The organism is Pseudovibrio sp. POLY-S9 (assembly GCF_001431305.1).
Lineage (GTDB): Bacteria > Pseudomonadota > Alphaproteobacteria > Rhizobiales > Stappiaceae > Pseudovibrio.
This window is the reverse complement of the sequence record NZ_LCWX01000055.1, coordinates 34,703-56,186: the sequence shown is the minus strand read 5'-3', so window position 1 is coordinate 56,186 and position 21,484 is coordinate 34,703. Positions and strand designations below refer to the sequence as shown.

The 21,484-nt window shown below is 53.8% G+C and carries 19 protein-coding genes; 8 read left to right on the top strand and 11 right to left on the bottom strand.

What is annotated here, in order from left to right:
- From PPL9_RS03480 to fahA, 8 genes are all read right to left on the bottom strand, one after another.
- A partial coding sequence (locus tag PPL9_RS03480) for a TRAP transporter large permease (protein ID WP_082596503.1) occupies positions 1–1,309 on the bottom strand: 1,309 nt, incomplete at its 3' end.
- A 4-nt stretch (positions 1,310–1,313) separates the two neighbouring features.
- A complete protein-coding gene (locus PPL9_RS03475; protein ID WP_057461350.1) occupies positions 1,314–1,787 on the bottom strand; it encodes a TRAP transporter small permease in 474 nt (157 codons plus the stop codon).
- A 35-nt stretch (positions 1,788–1,822) separates the two neighbouring features.
- Positions 1,823–2,872, bottom strand: a complete 1,050-nt coding sequence (locus tag PPL9_RS03470; RefSeq protein WP_057461349.1) for a TRAP transporter substrate-binding protein — start codon at positions 2,870–2,872, stop codon at positions 1,823–1,825.
- Between the two features lie 88 nt (positions 2,873–2,960).
- Complete coding sequence (locus PPL9_RS03465) at positions 2,961–3,503, bottom strand: VOC family protein (RefSeq protein WP_057461348.1); 543 nt, start codon at positions 3,501–3,503, stop codon at positions 2,961–2,963.
- 19 nt (positions 3,504–3,522) lie between these two features.
- The gene (locus PPL9_RS03460) at positions 3,523–3,744 is read right to left on the bottom strand and encodes a DUF2783 domain-containing protein (protein WP_057461347.1); all 222 of its coding nucleotides are present in this window, start codon (positions 3,742–3,744) and stop codon (positions 3,523–3,525) included.
- Entirely contained in the window at positions 3,741–5,363 is a 1,623-nt protein-coding gene (locus tag PPL9_RS03455) for an FAD-dependent oxidoreductase (RefSeq protein ID WP_057461346.1), read from the bottom strand. The genes PPL9_RS03460 and PPL9_RS03455 overlap by 4 nt, the downstream gene beginning before the upstream one ends.
- 405 nt (positions 5,364–5,768) lie before the next feature.
- Positions 5,769–6,719, bottom strand: a complete 951-nt coding sequence (locus tag PPL9_RS03450) for an MBL fold metallo-hydrolase (RefSeq protein WP_057461345.1) — start codon at positions 6,717–6,719, stop codon at positions 5,769–5,771.
- Positions 6,720–6,733: 14 nt separating this feature from the next.
- A complete protein-coding gene (gene fahA / locus PPL9_RS03445; RefSeq protein ID WP_057461344.1) occupies positions 6,734–8,002 on the bottom strand; it encodes a fumarylacetoacetase in 1,269 nt (422 codons plus the stop codon).
- Positions 8,003–8,312: 310 nt separating this feature from the next.
- Here fahA and PPL9_RS03440 point away from each other — a divergent pair, with 310 nt between their 5' ends.
- The 8 genes from PPL9_RS03440 (at position 8,313) to PPL9_RS03405 (ending at position 17,352) form a co-directional block, all read left to right on the top strand.
- The gene (locus PPL9_RS03440) at positions 8,313–8,813 is read left to right on the top strand and encodes a MarR family transcriptional regulator (RefSeq protein ID WP_208981803.1); all 501 of its coding nucleotides are present in this window, start codon (positions 8,313–8,315) and stop codon (positions 8,811–8,813) included.
- 88 nt (positions 8,814–8,901) lie between these two features.
- Positions 8,902–9,537 carry a maleylacetoacetate isomerase gene (maiA, locus tag PPL9_RS03435; RefSeq protein WP_057461342.1) on the top strand — a complete coding sequence of 212 codons (636 nt, stop codon included), beginning with the start codon at positions 8,902–8,904 and terminating at the stop codon, positions 9,535–9,537.
- A gap of 413 nt (positions 9,538–9,950) precedes the next feature.
- Positions 9,951–11,465 (top strand): ABC transporter substrate-binding protein, encoded by a 1,515-nt coding sequence (locus tag PPL9_RS03430; RefSeq protein WP_244273339.1) that lies wholly within the window; start codon positions 9,951–9,953, stop codon positions 11,463–11,465.
- 248 nt (positions 11,466–11,713) lie between these two features.
- Complete coding sequence (locus PPL9_RS03425) at positions 11,714–12,655, top strand: ABC transporter permease (protein WP_057461341.1); 942 nt, start codon at positions 11,714–11,716, stop codon at positions 12,653–12,655.
- Positions 12,652–13,527, top strand: a complete 876-nt coding sequence (locus tag PPL9_RS03420; RefSeq protein ID WP_057461340.1) for an ABC transporter permease — start codon at positions 12,652–12,654, stop codon at positions 13,525–13,527. The genes PPL9_RS03425 and PPL9_RS03420 overlap by 4 nt, the downstream gene beginning before the upstream one ends.
- On the top strand, positions 13,527–14,522 hold the full coding sequence (locus PPL9_RS03415) for an ABC transporter ATP-binding protein (RefSeq protein WP_057461339.1): 996 nt from the start codon (positions 13,527–13,529) through the stop codon (positions 14,520–14,522). The genes PPL9_RS03420 and PPL9_RS03415 overlap by 1 nt, the downstream gene beginning before the upstream one ends.
- Positions 14,519–15,520, top strand: coding sequence for an oligopeptide/dipeptide ABC transporter ATP-binding protein (locus PPL9_RS03410; RefSeq protein ID WP_057461338.1), 1,002 nt, complete (start codon positions 14,519–14,521; stop codon positions 15,518–15,520). Before PPL9_RS03415 ends, PPL9_RS03410 begins: the two co-directional genes overlap by 4 nt.
- A 26-nt stretch (positions 15,521–15,546) precedes the next feature.
- Positions 15,547–17,352, top strand: a complete 1,806-nt coding sequence (locus PPL9_RS03405) for a M24B family metallopeptidase (protein ID WP_057461337.1) — start codon at positions 15,547–15,549, stop codon at positions 17,350–17,352.
- Between the two features lie 78 nt (positions 17,353–17,430).
- Here PPL9_RS03405 and PPL9_RS03400 read toward each other — a convergent pair whose 3' ends face one another.
- Genes PPL9_RS03400 through PPL9_RS03390 form a run of 3 tightly spaced genes read right to left on the bottom strand, consistent with a single transcriptional unit; the run spans position 17,431 to position 21,415 of the window.
- The gene (locus PPL9_RS03400; protein ID WP_057461336.1) at positions 17,431–18,594 is read right to left on the bottom strand and encodes an iron-containing alcohol dehydrogenase; all 1,164 of its coding nucleotides are present in this window, start codon (positions 18,592–18,594) and stop codon (positions 17,431–17,433) included.
- A gap of 5 nt (positions 18,595–18,599) precedes the next feature.
- Complete coding sequence (locus PPL9_RS03395; protein ID WP_057461453.1) at positions 18,600–19,982, bottom strand: aldehyde dehydrogenase family protein; 1,383 nt, start codon at positions 19,980–19,982, stop codon at positions 18,600–18,602.
- A 35-nt stretch (positions 19,983–20,017) separates the two neighbouring features.
- Positions 20,018–21,415, bottom strand: a complete 1,398-nt coding sequence (locus PPL9_RS03390; RefSeq protein ID WP_057461335.1) for a glutamine synthetase family protein — start codon at positions 21,413–21,415, stop codon at positions 20,018–20,020.
- Positions 21,416–21,484 lie beyond the last annotated feature (69 nt).

The window sequence follows — 21,484 nt, the reverse complement described above, 5'->3', positions numbered from 1 at the left end:
CCCCAACGAGCCACAAAGAGAACCACGGGAAGGCGATCAGCAGCGCGAGGCGTACAAGGTCGGATACCCAGAATGGGAACACGCCCTTGAAGATCGTGGAAAGTTTGACATCCTGGAGGACGTTGCGCAGCACGAAAACATTGAGCCCGACCGGTGGCGAGATCAGACTTATCTCGGTAACCACCACCACAATGACTGCAAACCAGATGAGCACGGCTTCCGGATCGTTCAGTACTTCTGTGCCAAAGTCCAACTCCAGAATGAGCGGGTAGAACACAGGCACGGTCAGCAGGATCATGGAGAGGCTCTCCAGCACACAACCAAGTACGATGTAGATGAGCACGATCCCGAGGATCACCATGTAGGCGTTGACTTCAAGCTCCAGCACCCATTCTGCCAGCGTGTCCGGCAGGCCAGCAAAGTTCACGAAGTTGGAGAACACTTCCGCGCCAATGATGATCATGAAGATCATTGCTGTGGTGCGGGCACTCTCCAGCATGGCTTGGTAGAGATTTCGAATGGTCATGCCACCCATCAGCAACGCGATCAGGAACGCTGTTCCAGCGCCGATACCAGCAGCCTCAGTGGGCGTGAAGAGCCCGCCATAAATGCCAACCATGATCACAGCAAACAGGCCGAGCACAGCAAAGACACCGAGCTTTTCTTTGCGGGTGAATGGCTCAACACCTTCAGCTTTGGGTGCGAGAGACGGGTTGATCAAAGTGGCGACGTAGATGGCGCCGATGTAAAGCAGAAGCCCTAGAATACCCGGAATGACACCAGCGACGAACAATTTGCCGATGTCGGACTCCGTCAGCAGGCCGTAGATGATCATCACAACAGATGGTGGAATGAGGATGCCAAGCGTTCCGCCAGCGGCGATGGAACCAGAGGCCAGGCTGTCTGCATAACCGTACTTGCGCATGGACGGCATGGCCACTTTGGACATGGTGGCCGCTGTCGCCAGAGATGATCCGCAAACAGCTGAGAACCCGCCGCACGCCACAACTGATGCCATGGCAAGGCCCCCGCGCGCGCCACCCAACAGGCGGTTTGCAGCAGCATAAAGGCCGTGGCTGACACCGGAGATGGTGAGCAGATTGCCCATGAGGATGAACAGCGGAACAACGGAGAGCGAGTAAGACAGGCTGGTTTCAAAACCCACGCTGCTGACAACAGACCATGTGGCAGACCAACCGCGCAGCCACGCAAAACCAGCCGCCCCGATAAAGATCATAGCGAAGGCGATTGGCACGCGCAGGAAAATGAGGACGAGCAGAGCTGCAAAGCCGACAAGGGATTCGAACATGACTTTAAAAACCTCTGCGGAATGCTTTTTTGAAGAATACGAATGTGTAACCGGCGCTCAGCAGCGCAGAGACAGCAGCGATCCAGGCAAGGGGTGCCAATGGGATGTCCAAAGCATTGGTGACGGCTCCATCTTCCATAAGGCGCTCTGCGTGTGCAGCCAGCCGCCAGGAGAGGATCAGGAGCGTGACAGTGGAAACAGACCAGGCAATGCCCTTCATCAGAGACTGCATGACCGGAGGAACCATGCCGTAGATCATGTCCACTTCAACATGTTCTTTACGAGAGGTTGTTAGCGGCAAAGCTGTGAAAACCAGAGCGCCAAGCATCAGCTGGGTGATTTCGAAAGCACCGCGAACAGGAGCGTTGAACCAGTAACGGCCAACAACATCAACGACTGTAAGGCCAGTCAGACCCGCGAGGAGTAACGCGCAACATATTCCAAGGCCAAGCTCAATGAGGTTGGCGAGGGAGCGCACCCGCGATGCGCCCCCTGAAGAGTTGTTAGACCCGATCACTTTTCTACGCCTGTAGATTTACGGAATTTTTTGAGAGCAGCAGTGCCGTCAAAGCCATCTTCTGCAACAGCCTTTGCCCATTCGGTCTCGTAGGCAGTAGCTTTTTCCTTGATGGCCGCAACCATTTCAGGAGATGCATCATAAATTTCGATGCCAGCTTTGTTGATGCGCTCGATTGCTTTCTCATCCGCACCGTTCCATGCCTTGCCAACACGCTCAGCAAAAGCATCGCCGGAGATTGCCATGATAGCGGCCTGATCTTCAGCAGAGATGCCCTTCCACTTGTCTTCGTTCATCACGAGGAACCATGTGGTGTTGTAGATGCCGCCTGGAACGCGCATGGAGTATTTGACGTGGTCCAGCAGTTTGAACGCGGTCAACGCTTCATAAGTGAAAGTCACACCGTCGATGATGCCGCGAGACAGGGTCTCATAGACTTCGCCGGATGGCATGAACAGTGGAGACGCGCCAAGATCGCTTGCCAGATCAGCAATGTAACCGCCCGGAACACGGATCTTGAGGCCTTCGATGTCTGCTGGAGTGTTCAGCTTGCGTACGTTGTTATGGAACACGCCCGGGCCATGAACGAAGAGACCAAGAACCTTCGTGCCCTTATGTTCAGCCTGTGCATCCAGATCGTTTGCGTAAACATCCCAAAATGCTTTGGAGCCGGAACCAGCATCATCTCCAAGGAAGGAGAACTGGCCGATGCGGGAGCGCTGGAAACGGTTGTCCTTGGTGAAGGAATGCAGACCGTAGGTGATGTCGACAACACCGTCAGCAGCCATGTCAAAGTGCGCAGGTGGAGCGCCAGCAGATTTCGCCAGAACGCGCACAGAAACGCGACCATCGGTAACCTTCTTAACTTCCTTTGCCCAGGGCTTGATTGCGTTGACCACAATCGGGTGGCGTGGTGGCAGCCAGCTGGAAAGAACCAGCTTGGTTTCTGCGTAAGCAGCGGTTGCAAATGCAGTTGGCGCCAGCATGGCAGCTGTTGCCATGCCAAGCAGCGTGCGGCGGGCAACTTTCGTCTTCAAGAATTCCATGGCTCCCTCCCTAAAGATACCAATAAAATCATTTTGTTGGGTGAAGAACGGGAACCTCCCAGTCCCCATTCTTCAGGCAGTCCTAATCCTAGGCTTTGCCGAGTTCTTTTGCGTGCAGCCAGTCAGCGTGTTTTGGCGCCTTCTTGGTGCGGCTCCACTCTTCCAGCATGTCCCACTTCACAGCATCGAGACGCTTGAGCTTCTCTTCTTCTGCCGGATCCGGACAGGCCAGCTCGACGCGGTGTCCGTTTGGATCGAAGAAGTAGATGGAATGGAAGATGGAGTGATCTGTCACGCCCAGCACATCAATGCCGTTGCCTTCAAGGTGCTCTTTAAACTCGATCAGAGTTTCACGGTCCTTCACTTTGAAGGCAATGTGCTGCACCCAGATTGGCGTGTTCTCGTCGCGGCCCATTTCCGGCTTGGTTGGCAGTTCAAAGAATGCCAGTACGTTGCCGTTGCCTGCATCAAGGAACAGATGCATGTAAGGATCAGGCTCGTGTGTAGAAGGAACCTTGTCCTCTGCAATCGCCAATACGAAGTCCATGTTGAGGTTTTTGGTGTACCACTCAACGGTCTCTTTTGCGTCTTTACAACGGTAGGCAACGTGGTGAATTTGCTCAATTTTCATAAGACTCTAACCGAGGCGACTAAGCCTCGCCTCCTCCCTGTATTCTGGCCTGTGTTTTGGCAGCCAGGTCCATTGCTTCACGAAGAACACTTGCATCCCCGATGTGGTTGGCAAGAATGAGAACCAGCTTGGCGTTGAGCGCTTCGCTTTCCTCTTCAGAACGTCCTTCATGCAGAACCAGAAGATCGTGATAAAACTCGTCCGGTTTGGCGATGTTTGCTTTTGTATTCAGATGGCTCATTGTGCGGCCTCCTGCTCAAAAATGCCGATAGCGCGGTTCAGGGCCTGTGCGACGTTGGCACCGTCATAGGTCTCCCAACGGGCAGCAGCGTGCTGGTCCGGGCGCATCAGATAAACAGCGGAAGACTTGTCTCCCAGATAACGATCTTTGATCTCGTCGGTCGCGTTTACACGCAATGCAGAGATGGTCACGCCGCCAACATCGACAGTGTCCGGCACATCTGTGTTGATTGCCAGCAACTGAAATTTGTTGCCCATCTGATCCAGCAACCAGCCATTCGCCGTTGGTGCATCTGCTGCCGGAGAGCCCGGACGGGAGCGCACTGGCATGCCAGCACAATCATCACTGTTCAGAGAAGACCCGTCATAAGTGGCCGGAACGGACAGACGACCGGAGTTGACCAGTGGGCGTGCAAACTCGGCAGCCTCGGAAAGGTCCAGCACAGCATTGCGGAACACACGGCTGATCGCAGATTTCGGCGTGATGAAGTCAGTGGAACGCGAAGAGTTCAAAATGTTCTCTTCAGCCGCAAAAACACGCTCTTCATCGTATGTGTCCAGCAGGCTCATTGGTGCCGTACCGTCCATCACCAGCTTCAGCTTCCAGATCAGGTTATCTGTGTCCTGCAGGCCGGAGTTTGCACCACGGGCACCAAACGGAGACACCTGATGGGCACTGTCACCAGCAAAGATCACACGGCCTTTGCGGAACTGTTCCATGCGGCGGCACTGGAAGGTGTAGATGGAAACCCACTCAAGCTCGAAGTTCACATCCTCGCCCAGCATCGCTTTCAGGCGCGGAATGACGTTTTCCGGCTTCTTCTCTTCTTCCTTGTCGACATCCCAGCCAAGCTGGAGATCGATGCGCCAAACATTGTCTGGCTGCTTGTGAAGAAGAGCGGACTGACCACGGTTGAATGGTGGATCGAACCAGAACCAGCGCTCTGTCGGGAAGTTTGCTTCCATAACCACGTCAGCAATCAGGAAGTTGTCTTCAAAGATGCGGCCCACAAAGTCCAGACCCATCATGGCACGGATTGGAGACGCAGCCCCGTCACAGGCGATCACCCAGTCGGCTTCGACCGAATAGTTGCCTTCCGGTGTTTCCAGCTCAACAGTTGCAAAGTCACTGCCCTGATCAACGGAGACAACCTTGTTGTTGCCGCGGATCTCGATCGGCTTGCCTTGGGCCTGAAGTTCTTTAACCCGGTCAACCAGATACTCTTCAAAGTAATACTGTTGCAGGTTGATGAAGGCCGGACGCTTGTGACCGTCTTCTGGCAACAGGTCAAACTGATAGACCTGACGCTCGTCAAAGAAGACCTTGCCCACGTTCCACTGAACGCCTTTATCGACAAATTGGTCACCACAGCCAATGCGGTCGAGGATTTCCAGCGGGCGCTTTGCATAACAAACCGCGCGAGAGCCCCAGCTCACCTTGTCGTTGTCATCAACAACAACAACTTCAACATCCTGCATGGCCAGTTCAATTGCTGCAGCCAGACCAATCGGGCCTGCTCCCACCACAACAACCTTATGGCGCACTGCCTTTTCCGCATCCTGATCCGGCGACCGGACATATGGATAAAGCGGAACTTCGAAAATCTTTTTTTTCGTCATACGCTGCCTCCCAGCAAGTGTGATGCCTCAGCCAGCATCCGGCAAAACATCAATCAACTTTAGAGAGCCGGCTGGAACTTGGGGTCCATCCGGCGCCCTGACGCATATGGGGTGGCTTTCGCCTGCGGTATTGAAGGTGGAAGGGCCAGCAAAATTGGTGTTCAGGATAAACGCTGCCAAAATGCTGAGAGAGACAAGAACTCAAGGTGTTGCCGTGAGCCAGTATTTTCTATTTCTTAGATGCATTCGCTCTGTTGCGAGTGACCCAAATTCTGTAGCTTCCTGTCGTCTCTCTTTAGGTCTTCCACCTCGAATTTGTTTGAGCTTTGCGGTCTTTATCCCTTGAAGGGGGAAAGGTGGTGAGGAGGATCTTGGACATCCTCACCTCACCTCAGCTCATTCATATTAACCCTGCAACGCTGCCCACATTTCCTGATCGCGTTCAGCGGTCCAGATGCGTGGGGTGTCGATGCCGCGAGCCTCATCAAAAGCGCGGGCGACGTTGAAAGGCAGACAATGCTCGTAGATTGCGTAGTCAGCGAATTTCGGATCGCATTCTGCGCGCACTGCGTCCCATGCTTCTTTCAGCGTGCCGCCTCGTACTGCCACGCGGGCGGCTGGTTTATAGGTGCTCTCAACAAAGTCGCGCGTGTTCTCAATGGCTTTGTTGACCATGTCCTGACCCACAAGCGCATCACCGCGACCCGGTGCAATTGCGTCTGGATTGTAGGCTTTGATTGCGTCGAGCGTGTTGCCCCAGTCCTTGAAGTGACCGTCGCCGCAGTAACAAGCAGAGTGGTACTCAACAATGTCACCAGTGAACATCACGCCTTCATCGGGAACCCATGCAACAATGTCGCCTGCAGTGTGGGCACGGCCCAGATGCATCAGCTCAACCTTGCGGCTGCCCATGTTGATGGTCATGCGGTCTTTGAAGGTCATGGTTGGCCATGTGAGGCCCGGAATGGAGTCTGCTGCATCAAACAGGCGTGGGAAGCGACCGAACTCGGAGTCCCAGTCTTCCTGACCGCGCTCATAGATCATGCCCTCACACTTTTCAGAGGCAATGATTTCTGAAGCGCCGTAACCGGATGCTCCCAGCACGCGCACAGCGTGGTAGTGCGACAAGGTTACGTATTTGATCGGCTTGTCAGTCACTTCGCGGATTTTATCAACCACGAGCTGAGCCATGACAGGGGTTGCCTGCGCATCAACCACCATGACGCTGTCATCACCAATGATAACGCCGGTGTTTGGGTCACCTTCAGCGGTGAACGCGTACAGATCGCGTCCAACTTCGGTGAAGGAGATCTTTTTGGCTTCCATGTCGCCACTGGATGCAAATGCTTTAGCCATCGTCACTATCCTAATTAAGCTTTGAAATCTGGAGCTGGCAGAATTTTGCCGGTACATTCGCCGAAGCCGATGCGGAAGCCATCGCCCTGCGCCCAGCCTGTCAGCGTCAGGGTGTCACCATCCTCGATGAACGTGCGGCTTTCACCGCTGTCCAGAGTGATCGGCTCTTTGCCACCCCATGTGAGTTCCATCAGGGAGCCAAACTCGGACCTTTCTGCACCGGAAATGGTGCCGGAGCCGAGCAGGTCGCCCGTGTTCATTTTACAGCCGCCGATGGCATGGTGGGTCAGCTGCTGTGCCGCAGAGTAGTACATGCGGTTGTAATTGGTGTGGCAGAGCAAAGTCGCTTTGTCAGCGCCTTCTGGCTGCATGTAGGCCTGCAGCTCAATGTCGTAGATCATCGGACCCGGCTCATTGAGATAAGACAGAAGCTCTTTTTCACGTTCCGGTGTGCTGGTGCGGAAGGATTCCAGTGCTGCCTTCGTCACAACCCACGGGCTGATGGAGGTTGCAAATGCTTTCGCCTGAAACGGACCAAGCGGCTGATATTCCCAGCCTTGAATGTCGCGTGCGGACCAGTCGTTGAGCAGCACATAACCGAAGATCATATCATCGGCTTCCTGCACGGTGATCGGCTGACCCATAGTGCTTGGCGTACCAACAACCGCACCCATTTCCAGCTCGATATCGAGGCGTGCACAGGCTTTGAAAGAAGGCACCTGAGCCGTTGGCGCTTTGGTTTGACCCAGAGGGCGCTTGATATCTGTACCGGATACAATGACCGTTGAGGCGCGGCCATTGTATCCGATTGGGATATGCAACCAGTTTGGTGGTAGTGCATTCTCAGCGCCGCGAAGAATAGTGCCAATGTTCATGGCATGCTGCTTGCCAGCGTAAAAATCGGTGTATTCGGAAACTGCAAAAGGCAGGTACATCTGCGCAGCGCTCATTGGCACCAGCGCTTTTGCTTTCAACGTATCATTGCCGGAAAGCGCATCATTGCCGCCTTTCGCAAACAGCGATGTCAGCTGCTCGCGAACGCTGTCCCAGGATGTTTTGCCAAGGCCCATGAAGGCATTCAGAGTTGGCTTATCGAAAACTGTAGTGGCGGCGCCCGCTTTGAGAAGTCCGGCGGATTCCAGCACAGCCATGTCAACAACCATGTCACCGATCGCAACACCACAACGTGGCTCTTCACCGTTTTTGGCAAACACGCCGTAGGGAAGATTTTGGATTGGGAAATGGCAGTGCGGTGCGTTCGCACTCTCGATCCAACTCGTCATAACACATCCTTGGCAATTGAAGATCACAGCAAAGTCCTCCCAGACTCAGGCAATCTGTAATTTATCTAATCTCAGAATAGTTTCACTTGTAACTTTGTCAATAACATTTTCCGCCAAAACAAATTCCCTAAGCGTAAGAAAGCGGGCTAAAATGCTGCAAAATGGCTAAAAATAGCTGATTATTCTACTTTTGGATATATATCAGAGGCGCTGATCATGCTCTTGACATATAGTTGCAATTGATACTATCAGGATGATTGTGCAAGTATCTATGTGCAATAGTTTCATTTTAAACCAACGAGACATGATGATGGCGACTGCGAATAACACGATGGACAAGGAAGACTTCCAGCTTGGGTCGTTCTTTCCCTATAAGGTCCGTGTTTTTGGCACTGCCGTTAGTACTGCTGTCTCAAGTGTTTACCGGGAACGGTACGGCCTCAGCGTCTCTGAGTGGCGCACCATGGCAATTCTGGGTCGCAATCAGGCGCTGTCCGCTTCTGAGATTGTCGAACGCTCCAGTATGGACAAGGTGAATGTCAGCCGCGCTGTGCAGGCCCTTCGCAAAAAAGAGTTCCTGCGCCGCGATATTGACGGAGAGGACCGCCGTAAATCCGTCCTGCGCCTGACCGAAAAAGGCCTTGCCGTATTCAACGATGTCATTCCGTTGGTCCGGGATGTGGAAGCAGCACTGACTGGGAACCTTTCCGCTGAAGAACAGGCCGTTCTGCTGTCTTTGATGGAAAAGGTTCAGAAAAATGCAGAGGGACTTATTGGGGAAATGAGTGCCGAGGCTGCCGACGGGACCTAAAGCGTATTTCCCAAAAGTCGGGAACCGACTCTCGGGGAACGATACGCGTAAGATCATGAATTGAGCTCTGGGAGGGGGCGCCAATACGATGAGCAACATAAAATTATATGATTACTGGCGTTCTTCCGCGAGCTACCGGGTCCGCATCGCACTGAACCTGAAAGGGCTCTCCTACGATATGGTCACGGTCAATCTGCTCAAAGGCGAGCAAAAGGCCGATGAAAACCTGAGCCGCAATCCGCAAGGCTTTGTGCCGTCGCTGGATCTGGACGGCGATATGCTGACCCAGTCGCTCGCCATCATCGAATATCTGGATGAGCTGCACCCATCCCCTGCCCTGTTGCCATCCACCGCTCGCGAACGGGCCCGCGTCCGTGCGCTGTCTCATGCAATCGCTATGGATATTCACCCGGTTTGTAATCTGGGTGTGGTTCAGCGCATCGTGGAGCTGGCTGGCGGAGACGATCAGGTTAAAATTGACTGGATGCGTGAGTTCATCGCCAAAGGCCTCGATGCATTTGAGCAGATGCTGGCAGATGGGCAAAGCGGTAAGTTCTGTCATGGGGATCAGGTGGGACTGGCTGATATCTGCCTTGTGCCGCAAGTTTACAATGCGGATCGCTGGGGCGTGGACCGCTCTCACCTCACGCGCATCAGTGCTATTTTTGAGCAAACAGAGCAGATTGAAGCCTTTCAAAAGGCTGCACCAAAACAGGTTGCGTGAGGGAAAATATCCCTCAGTTCAATGAATGAGCTTCATTTTTAACGCGGTGTTGGAAAAATATTCCTGCGCCGCGTTTTCGCGTTTGAAGAGCATCATTCCAGAATACATCAATAGTTTGGCTCCGAGATTGTTAGAATACCTCTAAGCTTCCTAGGAGGAATGGGCGCAAGTTTCTCTCAGTGGAACTGCAATTTTAGCAATATTTCACTTCTAAACTATCTCCCCGCATAGATTTGTTGTCATGAAAATTCTTCTTTACTGAGTTTTGCCTCTTGCCAACAGAGATATATCAGAGATAATACTGATATATCACCGGTGACTAATGGAATTTTTGGGAGAGGCCACCACCTGCACGCCACCATGCATCATAAAATAATAAGCAGGTCCGGCGTGTATCAATTGAGGGGACTATCATGAAGACTTTGTTGATTGCCGCGCTTGCAGGCGTGTCGATGCTCGCCATCAATTCGGCTCAGGCCGTGGAACGTGGTGGCACGCTCACCTTCGCCCGCTATGATGATTCCAATCTGGTTGATCCAGTCTATGCAGACCGGAACCCGGATATCTGGATGGTCACAAACCTCTATGATACCCTGCTCCGCACCAAGGCAGATGGCAAAACCATCGTTCCAGGCCTTGCATCCGGTTATGAGGTTTCCGCAGATGGTAAAACCATCTCCATCACCCTGCGCGACGGCATCAAGTTTTCCGATGGTTCCGCGATTACTGCGGCAGACGTGAAATTCTCTTTGGAACGCGCCACAAATCCTGACTTCGGCCCATGGTCCGGCCTTTTGGGCTCTGTTGAAAGCATCACCGAGACCAAGAATGGTGTCACGCTTTCCATGAAGAACCCTGACCCGACCATCATCTCAATTCTGGCGACCTTCAACACCGCGATCGTGTCCAAGGCCGCGTTTGAGGCTGCGCCAGGGGCAAACGATCAGGAAAAAGCAACTGCTCTTTTCGCTCCGGCTACGCCTGTTTCCGGCCCGTTTACGCTGAAAGACCGTAGCCGCGGCAGCACCATGACATTTTCCGCCAACCCGCATTACTGGCGTCAGGGCGAAGACGGTAAACCACTGCCGTATCTGGATGAGGTCAGCTTCGTCGTGATTCCTGATGATGCAACCCGTATCCTGAAACTGCAGGCTGGTGAAGTGAACGGTGCTGAGTTCGTGCCATTCTCTCGTGTGGCTGAGCTGAAGGCAGACCCTGCGATCAACATGGAGCTGTACCCATCCACCCGCATCATCTACAGCCCGATCAATTCTCGCGAAACCCGTGCAGATGGCTCTCCAAACCCGATGGCAACCAAAGAGGCGCGTCAGGCGCTGAACTATGCCATCAACAAAGACGCATTAGTTCAGTTGATCACGCATGGCACTGGCAAGTCCATGACATCCCCGTTAATGGCATCGACAACCCAGCTGGCACATGATGGCGGTCCGCTTTACCCATATGACGTTGCCAAGGCGAAAGAACTTGCTGCTGCATCAGGTCTTGAAGGAGCTGAAATCACGCTGACCACACTTGCAGGTTCTTCTGATGATGCAACTCTGTTTGCAGCCATCCAGCAGATGTGGGGCGCCATTGGCGTCAACGTGAAAGTGGAGCAGGTTGATAACCCGACCCGCGGCGCGAAGAACCGCTCCGGCGAGTTCGACATTCACACCTATGGCTGGGTGAATGATGTGAATGATCCGGCACAGGTTGCAGGTTGGCTGGGTTATTACCCAACCCGTAAAGCTGTCGGGACTGGCTGGAACAACGCGGAGTTCAACTCCCTGTTTGAGGCCTCCAATACCGAGATTGACCCGGAAAACGCAGTGAGCAGTACAAGCGCATGCAGGAAATCTATGCAGATGCGGCTCCGCTTCTGTTCCTCTATGAAACGCCATTTGCTGTTGCTCTGTCTGCCAACGTGAACGGTTATCTCCAGACACCGTTGGGGAACAATGAGTTCTCCTCGGCGTGGATTGCAAAATAACTCCTCCTCTGAGTGCATCCGGTCTGCATCAACAGGCAAGCCGGGTGTGAAGTAAACGGAGCGGGTGGTCTGATCAGAAAACGGCAGGACCAGACCGTCTGCCCTATGCAATCCGGAAAGCCGAAGCGTCAATCCCATTATCTGTCGCTTCGGCTCTCAATGCTCACGCCCTATTAGGACTCAGGAATGTCGTCACTTTCCTATCTGGTGTCACGGTTGCTGCAGATCATTCCGACCTTTCTTCTTGTGATGGTCGTTATCTTTCTGCTGGTACGTATGCTGCCAGGGGATCCGGCCATCGCCATGGCCGATGCCAAAGCCACCGAAGCTCAGCTGGAACTCATCCGCCAAAAACTCGGGTTAAATGAACCTCTGGTCATGCAGTTCTTCTATTTTGTAAAGAACACTTTGAGTGGAGATATGGGCACATCCATTCTTCTCAAAGCGCCTGTACTGGAAGTTATTATTGAACGTATTCCAGTCACGGCGTTCCTCACCCTCTATGCCGTTTGCCTTTCCATTCTCATTGCCGGCCCGCTGGCCTTTGTTGCCGCGCTGAATAAAAATGGTGGTCTAGATATTGCCATTCGCAGCGGCTTTCAGGTGGGGCTTTCAACCCCGGTGTTTTACATTGGTCTGCTGCTGCTCACCTTCCTTGCAGCGTCGCTGCGGCTGTTTCCGGTTGGTGGTTACGGCACCACGTTTTTGCAACACCTGCACCACTTGATGCTGCCCGCCCTGACGGTCGCGCTCTACACCTCCGCAATCATCATGCGGAATTTGCGATCTGCCGTGATTGAGGTGCTGGATGCCGACTATGTGCAGTTCGCCCGCTCCAAGGGGTTGTCGCGCAGTGTCATTCTGGGCCGCCATGTTCTGCGCAACGCAATGATTTCCACTGTCACACTGCTTGGCCTTTCCATTGGCAACCTGATGAGTGGGACGCTGGTGACGGAGACGGTATTCGCGGTTCCCGGTCTTGGCCGGTTGATGCTGGAGGCGATCTTTGCCCGTGATTACCCGCTGATACAGGGCCTCACCCTCACCTTCGCTGTTATGGTTTCTCTCGTGTTTCTGTTCACCGACATGGTGCAGGCATGGCTTGATCCGAGGTTACGCCTGTCATGACCCAGCTCGATACTCTTCAAGCCACCACACCGCAGAAGAAAAAGCTCCACCCACGGGTCAAAGCTCTGCTCCGCCCAGGGTTCTTGCTGGGCTTCTTCATCCTGTCCTCTTCCATCCTGCTTGCCGTATTCCCATGGGCGTTTGCACCGTATGATCCCAACGCCTTTGACTTCAATGCGATCCAGAAGTCACCAAGCTGGGCGCATCCGTTTGGCACGGACAATTTGGGGCGTGACACGCTTTCCCGCGTGATCTGGGCGTATCAGGTTGATATGCAAATCGCGTTTTTTGCCACCTTCTTTGCCATGGTGATTGGCGTTGTGGTTGGCTCGCTGGTTGCTTATCACGGCGGCATTGCAGATGTGCTCTTTGGCCGCTTGGTGGATGTCACCATCACCTTCCCGTTTCTGGTGCTGGTCATTGCAGTTGTTGCAGTTTTAGGACCGGGGCTGACCAACATGTATGTGGCGGTGACGCTGGTGCAGTGGGTCTATTATGCCCGCCTCACCCGTGCAGAAATCATGACGCAGATGACCAGCGATTATGCCTCTGCCGGACGGGTGATGGGATACTCCTCCACTCGCATCATCTTCCGCCATTTGTTGCCCAACGCCACAACACCGCTGATCACCTATTGGATGACCGACATGGCGCTCGCCATCCTGCTTGGGTCTTCTCTTGGTTATCTCGGCCTTGGCGCACAGCCACCGCAGGCAGAATGGGGCGTGCTGATCGCAGAAGGGCGTAACTTCATCACCACCGCCTGGTGGATGAGCCTGATGCCGGGCATTGCGATTGTTGTGACTGGGCTTGGTTTCTCTCTTGTTGGAGACAGCCTTGCCGATGTTCTCAGACCAAGGGGGGCATCATAATGACCAACCAAAATGAGAGCCTGCTGCAGGTTCGAGACCTCACAACCACGTTTCACAGCAAGGGCCGCGCGTTGCGCGCTGTTGATGGCATCTCCTTTGACGTGCGCGCTGGCGAAGTGCTTGGTCTGGTGGGCGAAAGTGGCTCCGGTAAATCCATCAGTCTGCGTTCCATCATCGGCCTTGCACGGGATTACGGCACAGTAGAAGGCAATGTTTACTGGAAGGGAGAGGATCTGCTCACCCGCACAGACAAGCAATTACAGTCTGTTCGTGGAAGTCAGATTTCCATGATCTTTCAGGAGCCAATGACCTCGCTCAACCCGCTGCTCACCGTGGGCTTGCAGATTGAGGAGAACCTGAAAGCCCACACGGATCTGGATCGCCGTGCCCGCAAGGCCCGCGCCATCGAGCTGCTGGACACTGTTGGTATTCCCAGCGCCTCGTCCCGCCTCAAGGATTTCCCGCACCAGTTCTCCGGCGGCATGCGCCAACGGGTGATGATCGCTATTGCACTGGCGTCCAATCCGGAACTGTTGCTGGCGGATGAACCGACCACAGCGCTGGACGTGACCATTCAGGATCAGATCCTGCAACTGCTGCTCTCACTGGCCAAGGACCTCAACATGGCGATTGTGCTGGTTACCCACGATCTGGGCGTGGTCGCGCAAACCTGTGATCGCGTGGCGGTGATGTACGCTGGTCGCTTGGTAGAAACCGGTTCTGTTCGCGATGTGTTAAAACGACCTCAGCACCCTTACACGCTCGGCCTTTTGAAGTCGGTACCGGAAAACATTCCACCCCGCACACCACTGTACTCTGTTCCCGGCACACCACCGGCGCTGGATGCCCTGCCGAAAGGATGCGCCTTCGCGCCGCGCTGCCACAAAGTGGAGGATGTGTGTCTTGGTAGTAAACCACCACTCTCCCAGTTGGGAGATGGAATTTCATCTGCTTGCCATTTCACAGCAGATATTCGTGAGGAGGTGCTGGCATGACCTATGAAGCTCCGGTTTTGGAAGTTGAGGGCCTGCATTTACACTTTCCGCTCAAAAGAACCCTCTTCGACGCAATTCAACGCAAGGAAAAACGCATTGTTAAAGCACTCAATGGGGTAAGCCTTGAGGTGAAACGGGGTGAAACCCTTGGAATTGTTGGCGAATCCGGCTGCGGAAAGTCCACTTTAGCCCGTTGTCTGGCCCGTCTTTATGAGGCGGACAAAGGCACCATCCGCTATGACGGACAAGAGGTTGCCGCCAAAGATGCCGGTGCATTGCGGGAGTATAACCGCAAGGTCCAGATGATGTTTCAGGACCCTTACTCCTCCCTCAATCCCCGCATGACAGTCCGGCAAGTACTCACGGAAGCTCTGCGTGTTCATAATATGCGACCTCCTGAGCAGATTAGTGATCGCATTGCCGAGCTGCTTGATCTGGTGCGCCTGCCGCAAGATGCTGCGGATAAGTTGCCTCATGAGTTTTCTGGTGGGCAACGCCAACGCATTGCTATTGCACGGGCTTTGTCGGTTGAGCCGGAGGTGCTGGTTGCCGATGAGTTGGTGTCGGCGCTGGATGTTTCGGTGCAGGCACAGGTGGTGAACTTGCTGCTGGAATTGCAGGACAAACTGGATCTGACCATCCTGTTCGTGGCGCATGACCTCAGACTTGTCCGCCACGTCTCCCACAGGGTCGCAGTGATTTATTTGGGCACAATTGTTGAGATCGGCGATTCAGAACAGCTCTTCAACGCCCCAAAACACCCCTACTCCAAGGCTCTTCTGGCAGCAGCACCTTCTCTTGATCCGGACAAACGCCATACTCGCCCGTCAATTTCTGGCGAACTGCCCAGCCCGCTCAACGTGCCAAAGGGCTGCGCATTCCATGCAAGATGTCCCCATGCATCAGGGCGATGCCAAAATGAAACTCCCCGATTGAGGGCATTAGACGAGCTCGGTAATGTGGCTTGTCATCATGCCGAAGCTCTTTTATCAGCATAAAACCCCATCACACGATCGAGCAAAAAATGTTGGAAAATCAGAAATTTGAAAGAACCACAGATCGCTTGAAACTCATACGAGACGAGCTGAAGCGCAACGGACTGGATGCAGTTATCATCCCGCGTTTTGATGAGCATCAGGGGGAATATTGCGCCCCGCATGATGAGCGTCTGGCATGGGCAACCGGCTTCACAGGATCCGCTGGTCTGGCAATTGTCACGTTAGATCAAGCAGTTATGTTTGTTGATGGCCGTTACACTGTTCAGGTGCGCAACCAATGCAGCAGTGAGTTCTTCTCCTACCAGCATATCTTTGATGAACCACTGGAAAACTGGATTTCTGCCAATATGAAGGCAGGCCAGCAAATCGGCGTCGATCCGATGCTTATCCCCTCCGCATGGTGGGATCGCTTCGCTGGTGGAGCAGACGAAGCAGGCGCTACCCTGATCGCTACTCCTGGCAACATCATCGATGCAGTCTGGTCTGATCAACCAGACAAACCACTCTCACCCATCACACCGTACTCCCTTGAAAAGGCTGGGAAAACAAGTCTGGAGAAACGCGCTGAGATTGCAGCGCAAATGAAGCACAAAGGCGCAAAGGTGCTGGTTGAAACCCAACCCGACAATATCGCCTGGCTTCTCAATGTCCGCGGTGATGACGTCGAGTTCAACCCCATCCCACACTCCTTCCTGCTCCTGAAAGATGACGGCTCCGCCAGCTGGTTCGTAGATTCGCGCAAACTTTCCAATAGCTTGGATGAGTATGAGCTTGAAAATGTAGAGACCGCAGACCCTATGAACTTCATCGGTTCACTGGAAAAAATGACCGGGGAAAGAACGCAGGTTCTGATCGACCCGATGTTCTCCCCCGTCGCAACCCGTCTTGCTGTTCAGGCTGCTGGTGGCGTTCCAGTCATGGAACAAGGTGCAATCACGCTCACCAAATCTAAGAAGAACGGGAGTGAAATCAAAGGGTTACGCGACTGTCATGTGCGTGACGGCATTGCATGGACCGAGTTTTCTGCTTGGTTAAAACGGGAAGTTCCGCAAAGAGCCAAGGTAGATGATCCGGTGCACGAGCTGGAAGCGGAAGAACGCATTCTGACCGAGCGTAAACGTCAGAAAGACTTTGTTTATCCGAGCTTTAGAAGCATTTCAGCTGCAGCCGGCAACGCCGCAATGTGCCACTACGCTGCTACAGAAGCGTCGAATACTGCGATCCTGCCCGAGCACACATATCTGCTGGATTCTGGTGGTCAGTACCAGGACGGTACAACGGACGCCACGCGTACCTTTGCTTTTTCGGAAACATCTGAAGAGTTTAAAGCCGCCTACACCGCTGTTTTCAAAGGCTTTGTAGCGTTGGCTTCGCTGCGTTTCCCGATAGGCACACAAGGCCATCACATCGACGGGTTTGCCCGCAGGCCGCTTTGGGATCTGGGACTCGATTATGACCACGGCACCGGCCACGGTATCGGGCACTTCCTCTCTGTTCATGAACAACCACAACGCATCGGGAAGCCATACAATCCGGTGGACCTTGTTGCTGGTATGGTGATGTCCATTGAACCGGGATATTACGTTGCAGATCAATACGGTATCCGGATTGAGAACCTTTTCGAGATCGTAGAGGAAGATGATGGTTTCCTCGCTTTCAAGAACCTTTCCTACATCCCGATTGAACCGCAGATGCTCAACATGGTTGATCTGACCCGCGCAGAAATCAAATGGCTTGGTGATTACAACGCTGATCTGAAACGGGTTCTTGGGCCGGAGCTGAGCCCTGATGCCTATGACTACCTGATAAGTTGCTGTGATTTGCCGGAGTAATCACAGTTGATGCGATAAGAAAAAACCCCGCAAAGCCAGAAGCTCTGCGGGGTTAATTATTTGTAGATCAACGAGAAATCAGGCCGATACCTGCTCTCCAATCGCCTCAATGAGCAGAGCTTTTGCAGCTTCCAGCGTAAACTCGACCGGGTTGCCGCCGGCACTTGGATCCTTCACCGCTTCTTCTGCAAGCACGTCAATCTTGTCAGTGCCTACACCAAGTTCGGCCAGAGTATTCGGAACACCCATGTCTGAGCGCATCTTCATCACGAAAGCGAAGAAACCGTCGAAACCACCGGGAATATCAAGGTAAGCAGCGAGCTTCTCAATACGCTCTTCAATCGCACCGCGGTTGAACTTCAGCACAGTTGGCATGATCACAGCATTGGTCAGACCGTGATGGGTGTTGTAAACCGCGCCTACCGGATGTGCCAGCGCGTGAATACCACCAAGGCCCTTCTGGAAGGCCACTGCACCCATGGCCGCCGCACTCATCATGTGGCCGCGAGCTTCGATATCATTTGGATTTTCAAAGACTTTCGGCAGGTTCTCCTTAACAAGACGCATGCCTTCCAGCGCGATGCCCTGAGACATCGGGTGGTAGTGCGGAGAGCTGTAGGCTTCGAGACAGTGCACGAATGCATCGATGCCGGTACCAACTGTGATCATCGTCGGCATGCCAACAGTCAGCTCAGGATCACAGATCACAACGCTTGGAAGTATCTTCGGATGGAAGATGATCTTCTTTACGTGGCTCTCAGAGTTGGTGATAACGCTTGCACGGCCAACTTCAGATCCGGTACCTGCTGTGGTTGGAACTGCGATATTCGGATAAATCGCATCCGCATCAGCCCGTGTCCACCAATCGCCGATATCTTCAAAGTCCCAGACTGGACGGGTTTGACCTGCCATGAACGCAATCAGCTTGCCAAGGTCGAGGCCTGAGCCTCCACCAAAAGCGATAACACCGTCATGACCACCTGCGTTGAAAGCAGCAACACCTGCTTCCAGATTGATCTCGGTTGGGTTCGGATCAACCTCAAAGAACATGGCGCGGCCAAGACCAGCCTCTTCCATCACATCCAAAGTGCTGGCAGTGACAGGTAGATTTGCAAGGCCTTTGTCAGTGACAAGCAGCGGCTTTTTTATACCAGCAGCAGCACAAGCATCGGCCAGTTCCTTAATGCGCCCGGCACCAAAGCGGATGGCGGTCGGATAGCTCCAGTTTGCTGTCAGAGTCATTTTTCTTATGCCTTTTTAAGGTGATACGATTTTGGACGGGTCAGGTTCTGGTAGCCGATCTCAGACAGAGCGCCGCCGCGGCCCGTGTCTTTGCAGCCTGTCCAGCACAAGGCCGGGTCCAGATAGTCAGCGCGGTTCATGAACACGGTACCGGTCTCGATCTGAGCACCGAGCTTTGCCGCTCGTGCAGGATCCTGTGTCCACAGCGATGCCGTCAGGCCGTAGTGGCTGTCGTTCATCAGGCGGATTGCTTCTTCGTCGCTCTCCACTTTCATGATGCCGACCACAGGACCGAAGCTCTCTTCGCGCATAACTTCCATATCGTGGTTTACATCCACGAGGATTTGAGGTGCGAGGTAAGCGCCACCATCATCTTCCGGGAAGAGGTGCGCGTCGATCATAGGCTTTGCGCCCTGCTCAACAGCATCTGCCACCTGTTTGCGTACCAGATCTGCAAAACGAACGTTCGCCATTGGGCCGATCGTGGTTTTCTCATCCAGCGGGTTGCCGAGCTTATAGCCGGAAACGATCTCTACAGCCTTCTTCACAAAGGCATCGTACTTGGAAGAATGCACGTAGATGCGCTCTATTCCACAGCAGCACTGGCCGGAGTTGAACATAGCACCGTCAATGAGTGTTTCGGCAGCAGCCTCAACATCCGCATCATCCATCACGTAGCCCGGATCTTTGCCACCCAGCTCAAGTCCAAGACCTGTGAAGGTACCAGCTGCAGCGATCTCCATCGCACGACCGCCACCAACAGAGCCTGTAAAGTTGACGAAGCCGAAATTGCGGCCTGCGATCAGGTGGGAGGTGGTGTCATGATCCAGGAAGAGGTTCTGGAATACCTCTGCCGGAACACCTGCCTCTGCAAAGGCACTCGCCATACGCTCACCAACCAGAAGCGTCTGGGTGGCATGCTTCAGGATCACCGCGTTGCCAGCAATCAGGGCCGGAGCAACGGTGTTGATCGCAGTCATGTATGGATAGTTCCATGGTGCGATCACGAGGATGACGCCGTGCGGTTCCTTCTCGATGCGGCGTTCAAAGTTGTCGCTCTCTTCGGCAATGATCGGTTTCAGGCTTTCTTCCGCGATCTTTGCCATGTGAGAAGCGCGCTCGTTAAAGCCGCCGAACTCGCCACCGTAACGGACCGGACGACCCATCATTTTTGCAAGTTCCGGAACGATTTCGTCGTTCTGTTCACCAATCTTTGCGACACCAGCCATAACCAGTTTGATGCGCTCTTCGAGTGGACGCGCTGCCCACTCTTTCTGCGCAGTCTTGGCACTGGCAATGACGGCTTCTGCTTCTTTCTGGCTTGCCACCGGACGTTCTGCAAATACAGAACCATCAACCGGCGAAATACATTTTAGTGTTTTTGTCATGGTCAACTCATCATTCACAGCGTGGGCTGGTTTTATCAGGCCCGTTCAAACCCGCGCGCAACTTCCCAGTCGGTTACACGGCGGTCATATTCATCCTGCTCGATCTTGGCGGCATGTGCGTAGTGATCAATCACATCGCCCCCAAACGCAGCACGAAGCATCTCGGAAGATTTCATCTCGGTAGCAGCATCGCGCAAGGTTGTCGGAATTTCGCGAGCGCCTTCGCCTCCGTAAGCATCGCCTCTGAACTCTGGCTCCAGCTCAAGTTCGTTTTCGATGCCATCAATGCCGGCAGCCAGCAGCGCCGCCATTGCCAGATATGGGTTCAGGTCTGCGCCGCCAACACGGCATTCAACACGCACAGCCTTGGTGCCATCGCCACATACGCGATAGCCAGCGGTACGGTTGTCCATACTCCAGATTGCTTTGGTCGGCGCAAAGGTGCCAGCCGCAAAGCGCTTGTAGGAGTTGATGTTTGGCGCAAGGAAATAGGTGATCGAACTTGCGTGCTTCAGCAAACCAGCGAGGTAATGGCGCATCATCTTGGACATGCCGTACTCGCCGGATGGATCGTAAAACAGAGATTCACCATCCTTGCCCCAGAGAGACTGGTGCACGTGGGAGGAACTGCCGGAAGCATCATAATGCCACTTGGCCATAAAGCTGATGCTCTGGCCGTTCTGCCATGCGATCTCTTTACAGCCGTTTTTGATGATGGAATGGCGGTCTGCCATGTTCAGTGCATCAGAATAACGGACGTTGATCTCTTCCTGACCCGCATCGGCTTCACCTTTGGAGCACTCGACCGGAATGTCGGCGCCGTTAAGGCCGTTGCGAATGGCACGCATCACGTTCTCTTCCTTGGTGGTCTGGAAGATGTGATAGTCCTCATTGTAGGCGGAGACTGGCGAAATATTGCGGTAACCCTTGGCGTGGGCTTCTTCAAAACTCTCTTTGAACAGGAAGAACTCCAGCTCGGTTGCCATGTTAGCGGTCATGCCCATGCCTTCGAGGCGGTCGACCTGGCTTTTCAATATGGCACGCGGAGAATGTGGAACTTCTTTATGAGTGTGGTGGTCCAGCACATCACACAGTACCAGTGCGGTGCCTTCCAGCCATGGAATAACGCGCAAGGTGGCAAGGTCCGGCTTCATGACGTAGTCGCCATAACCCGCTTCCCAGCTTGTTGCTTTGTAGCCATCCGGAGTGGCCATCTCCATATCGGTTGCAAGCAGGTAGTTACAGCTGTGGGTCTCTTCCCAGGCGCTGTTCACGAAGAACTCACCCTGAAAGCGTTTGCCCATCAAGCGGCCCTGCATGTCCACTTGTGCGGCAATAACGGTGTCTATCTCACCGGTGTCGACCAGCTCGCGTAACTCGTCGAGGGTCAGTTTTCCGGTTCTACGTGTCTTTTTGGTTTCTTCTCGCAACATACCTGTTCCCCGAGGACCCTGTTAAAGCGGCGGATGCCTGTGCCTCTCCTGCATGGCATCACCGACAGT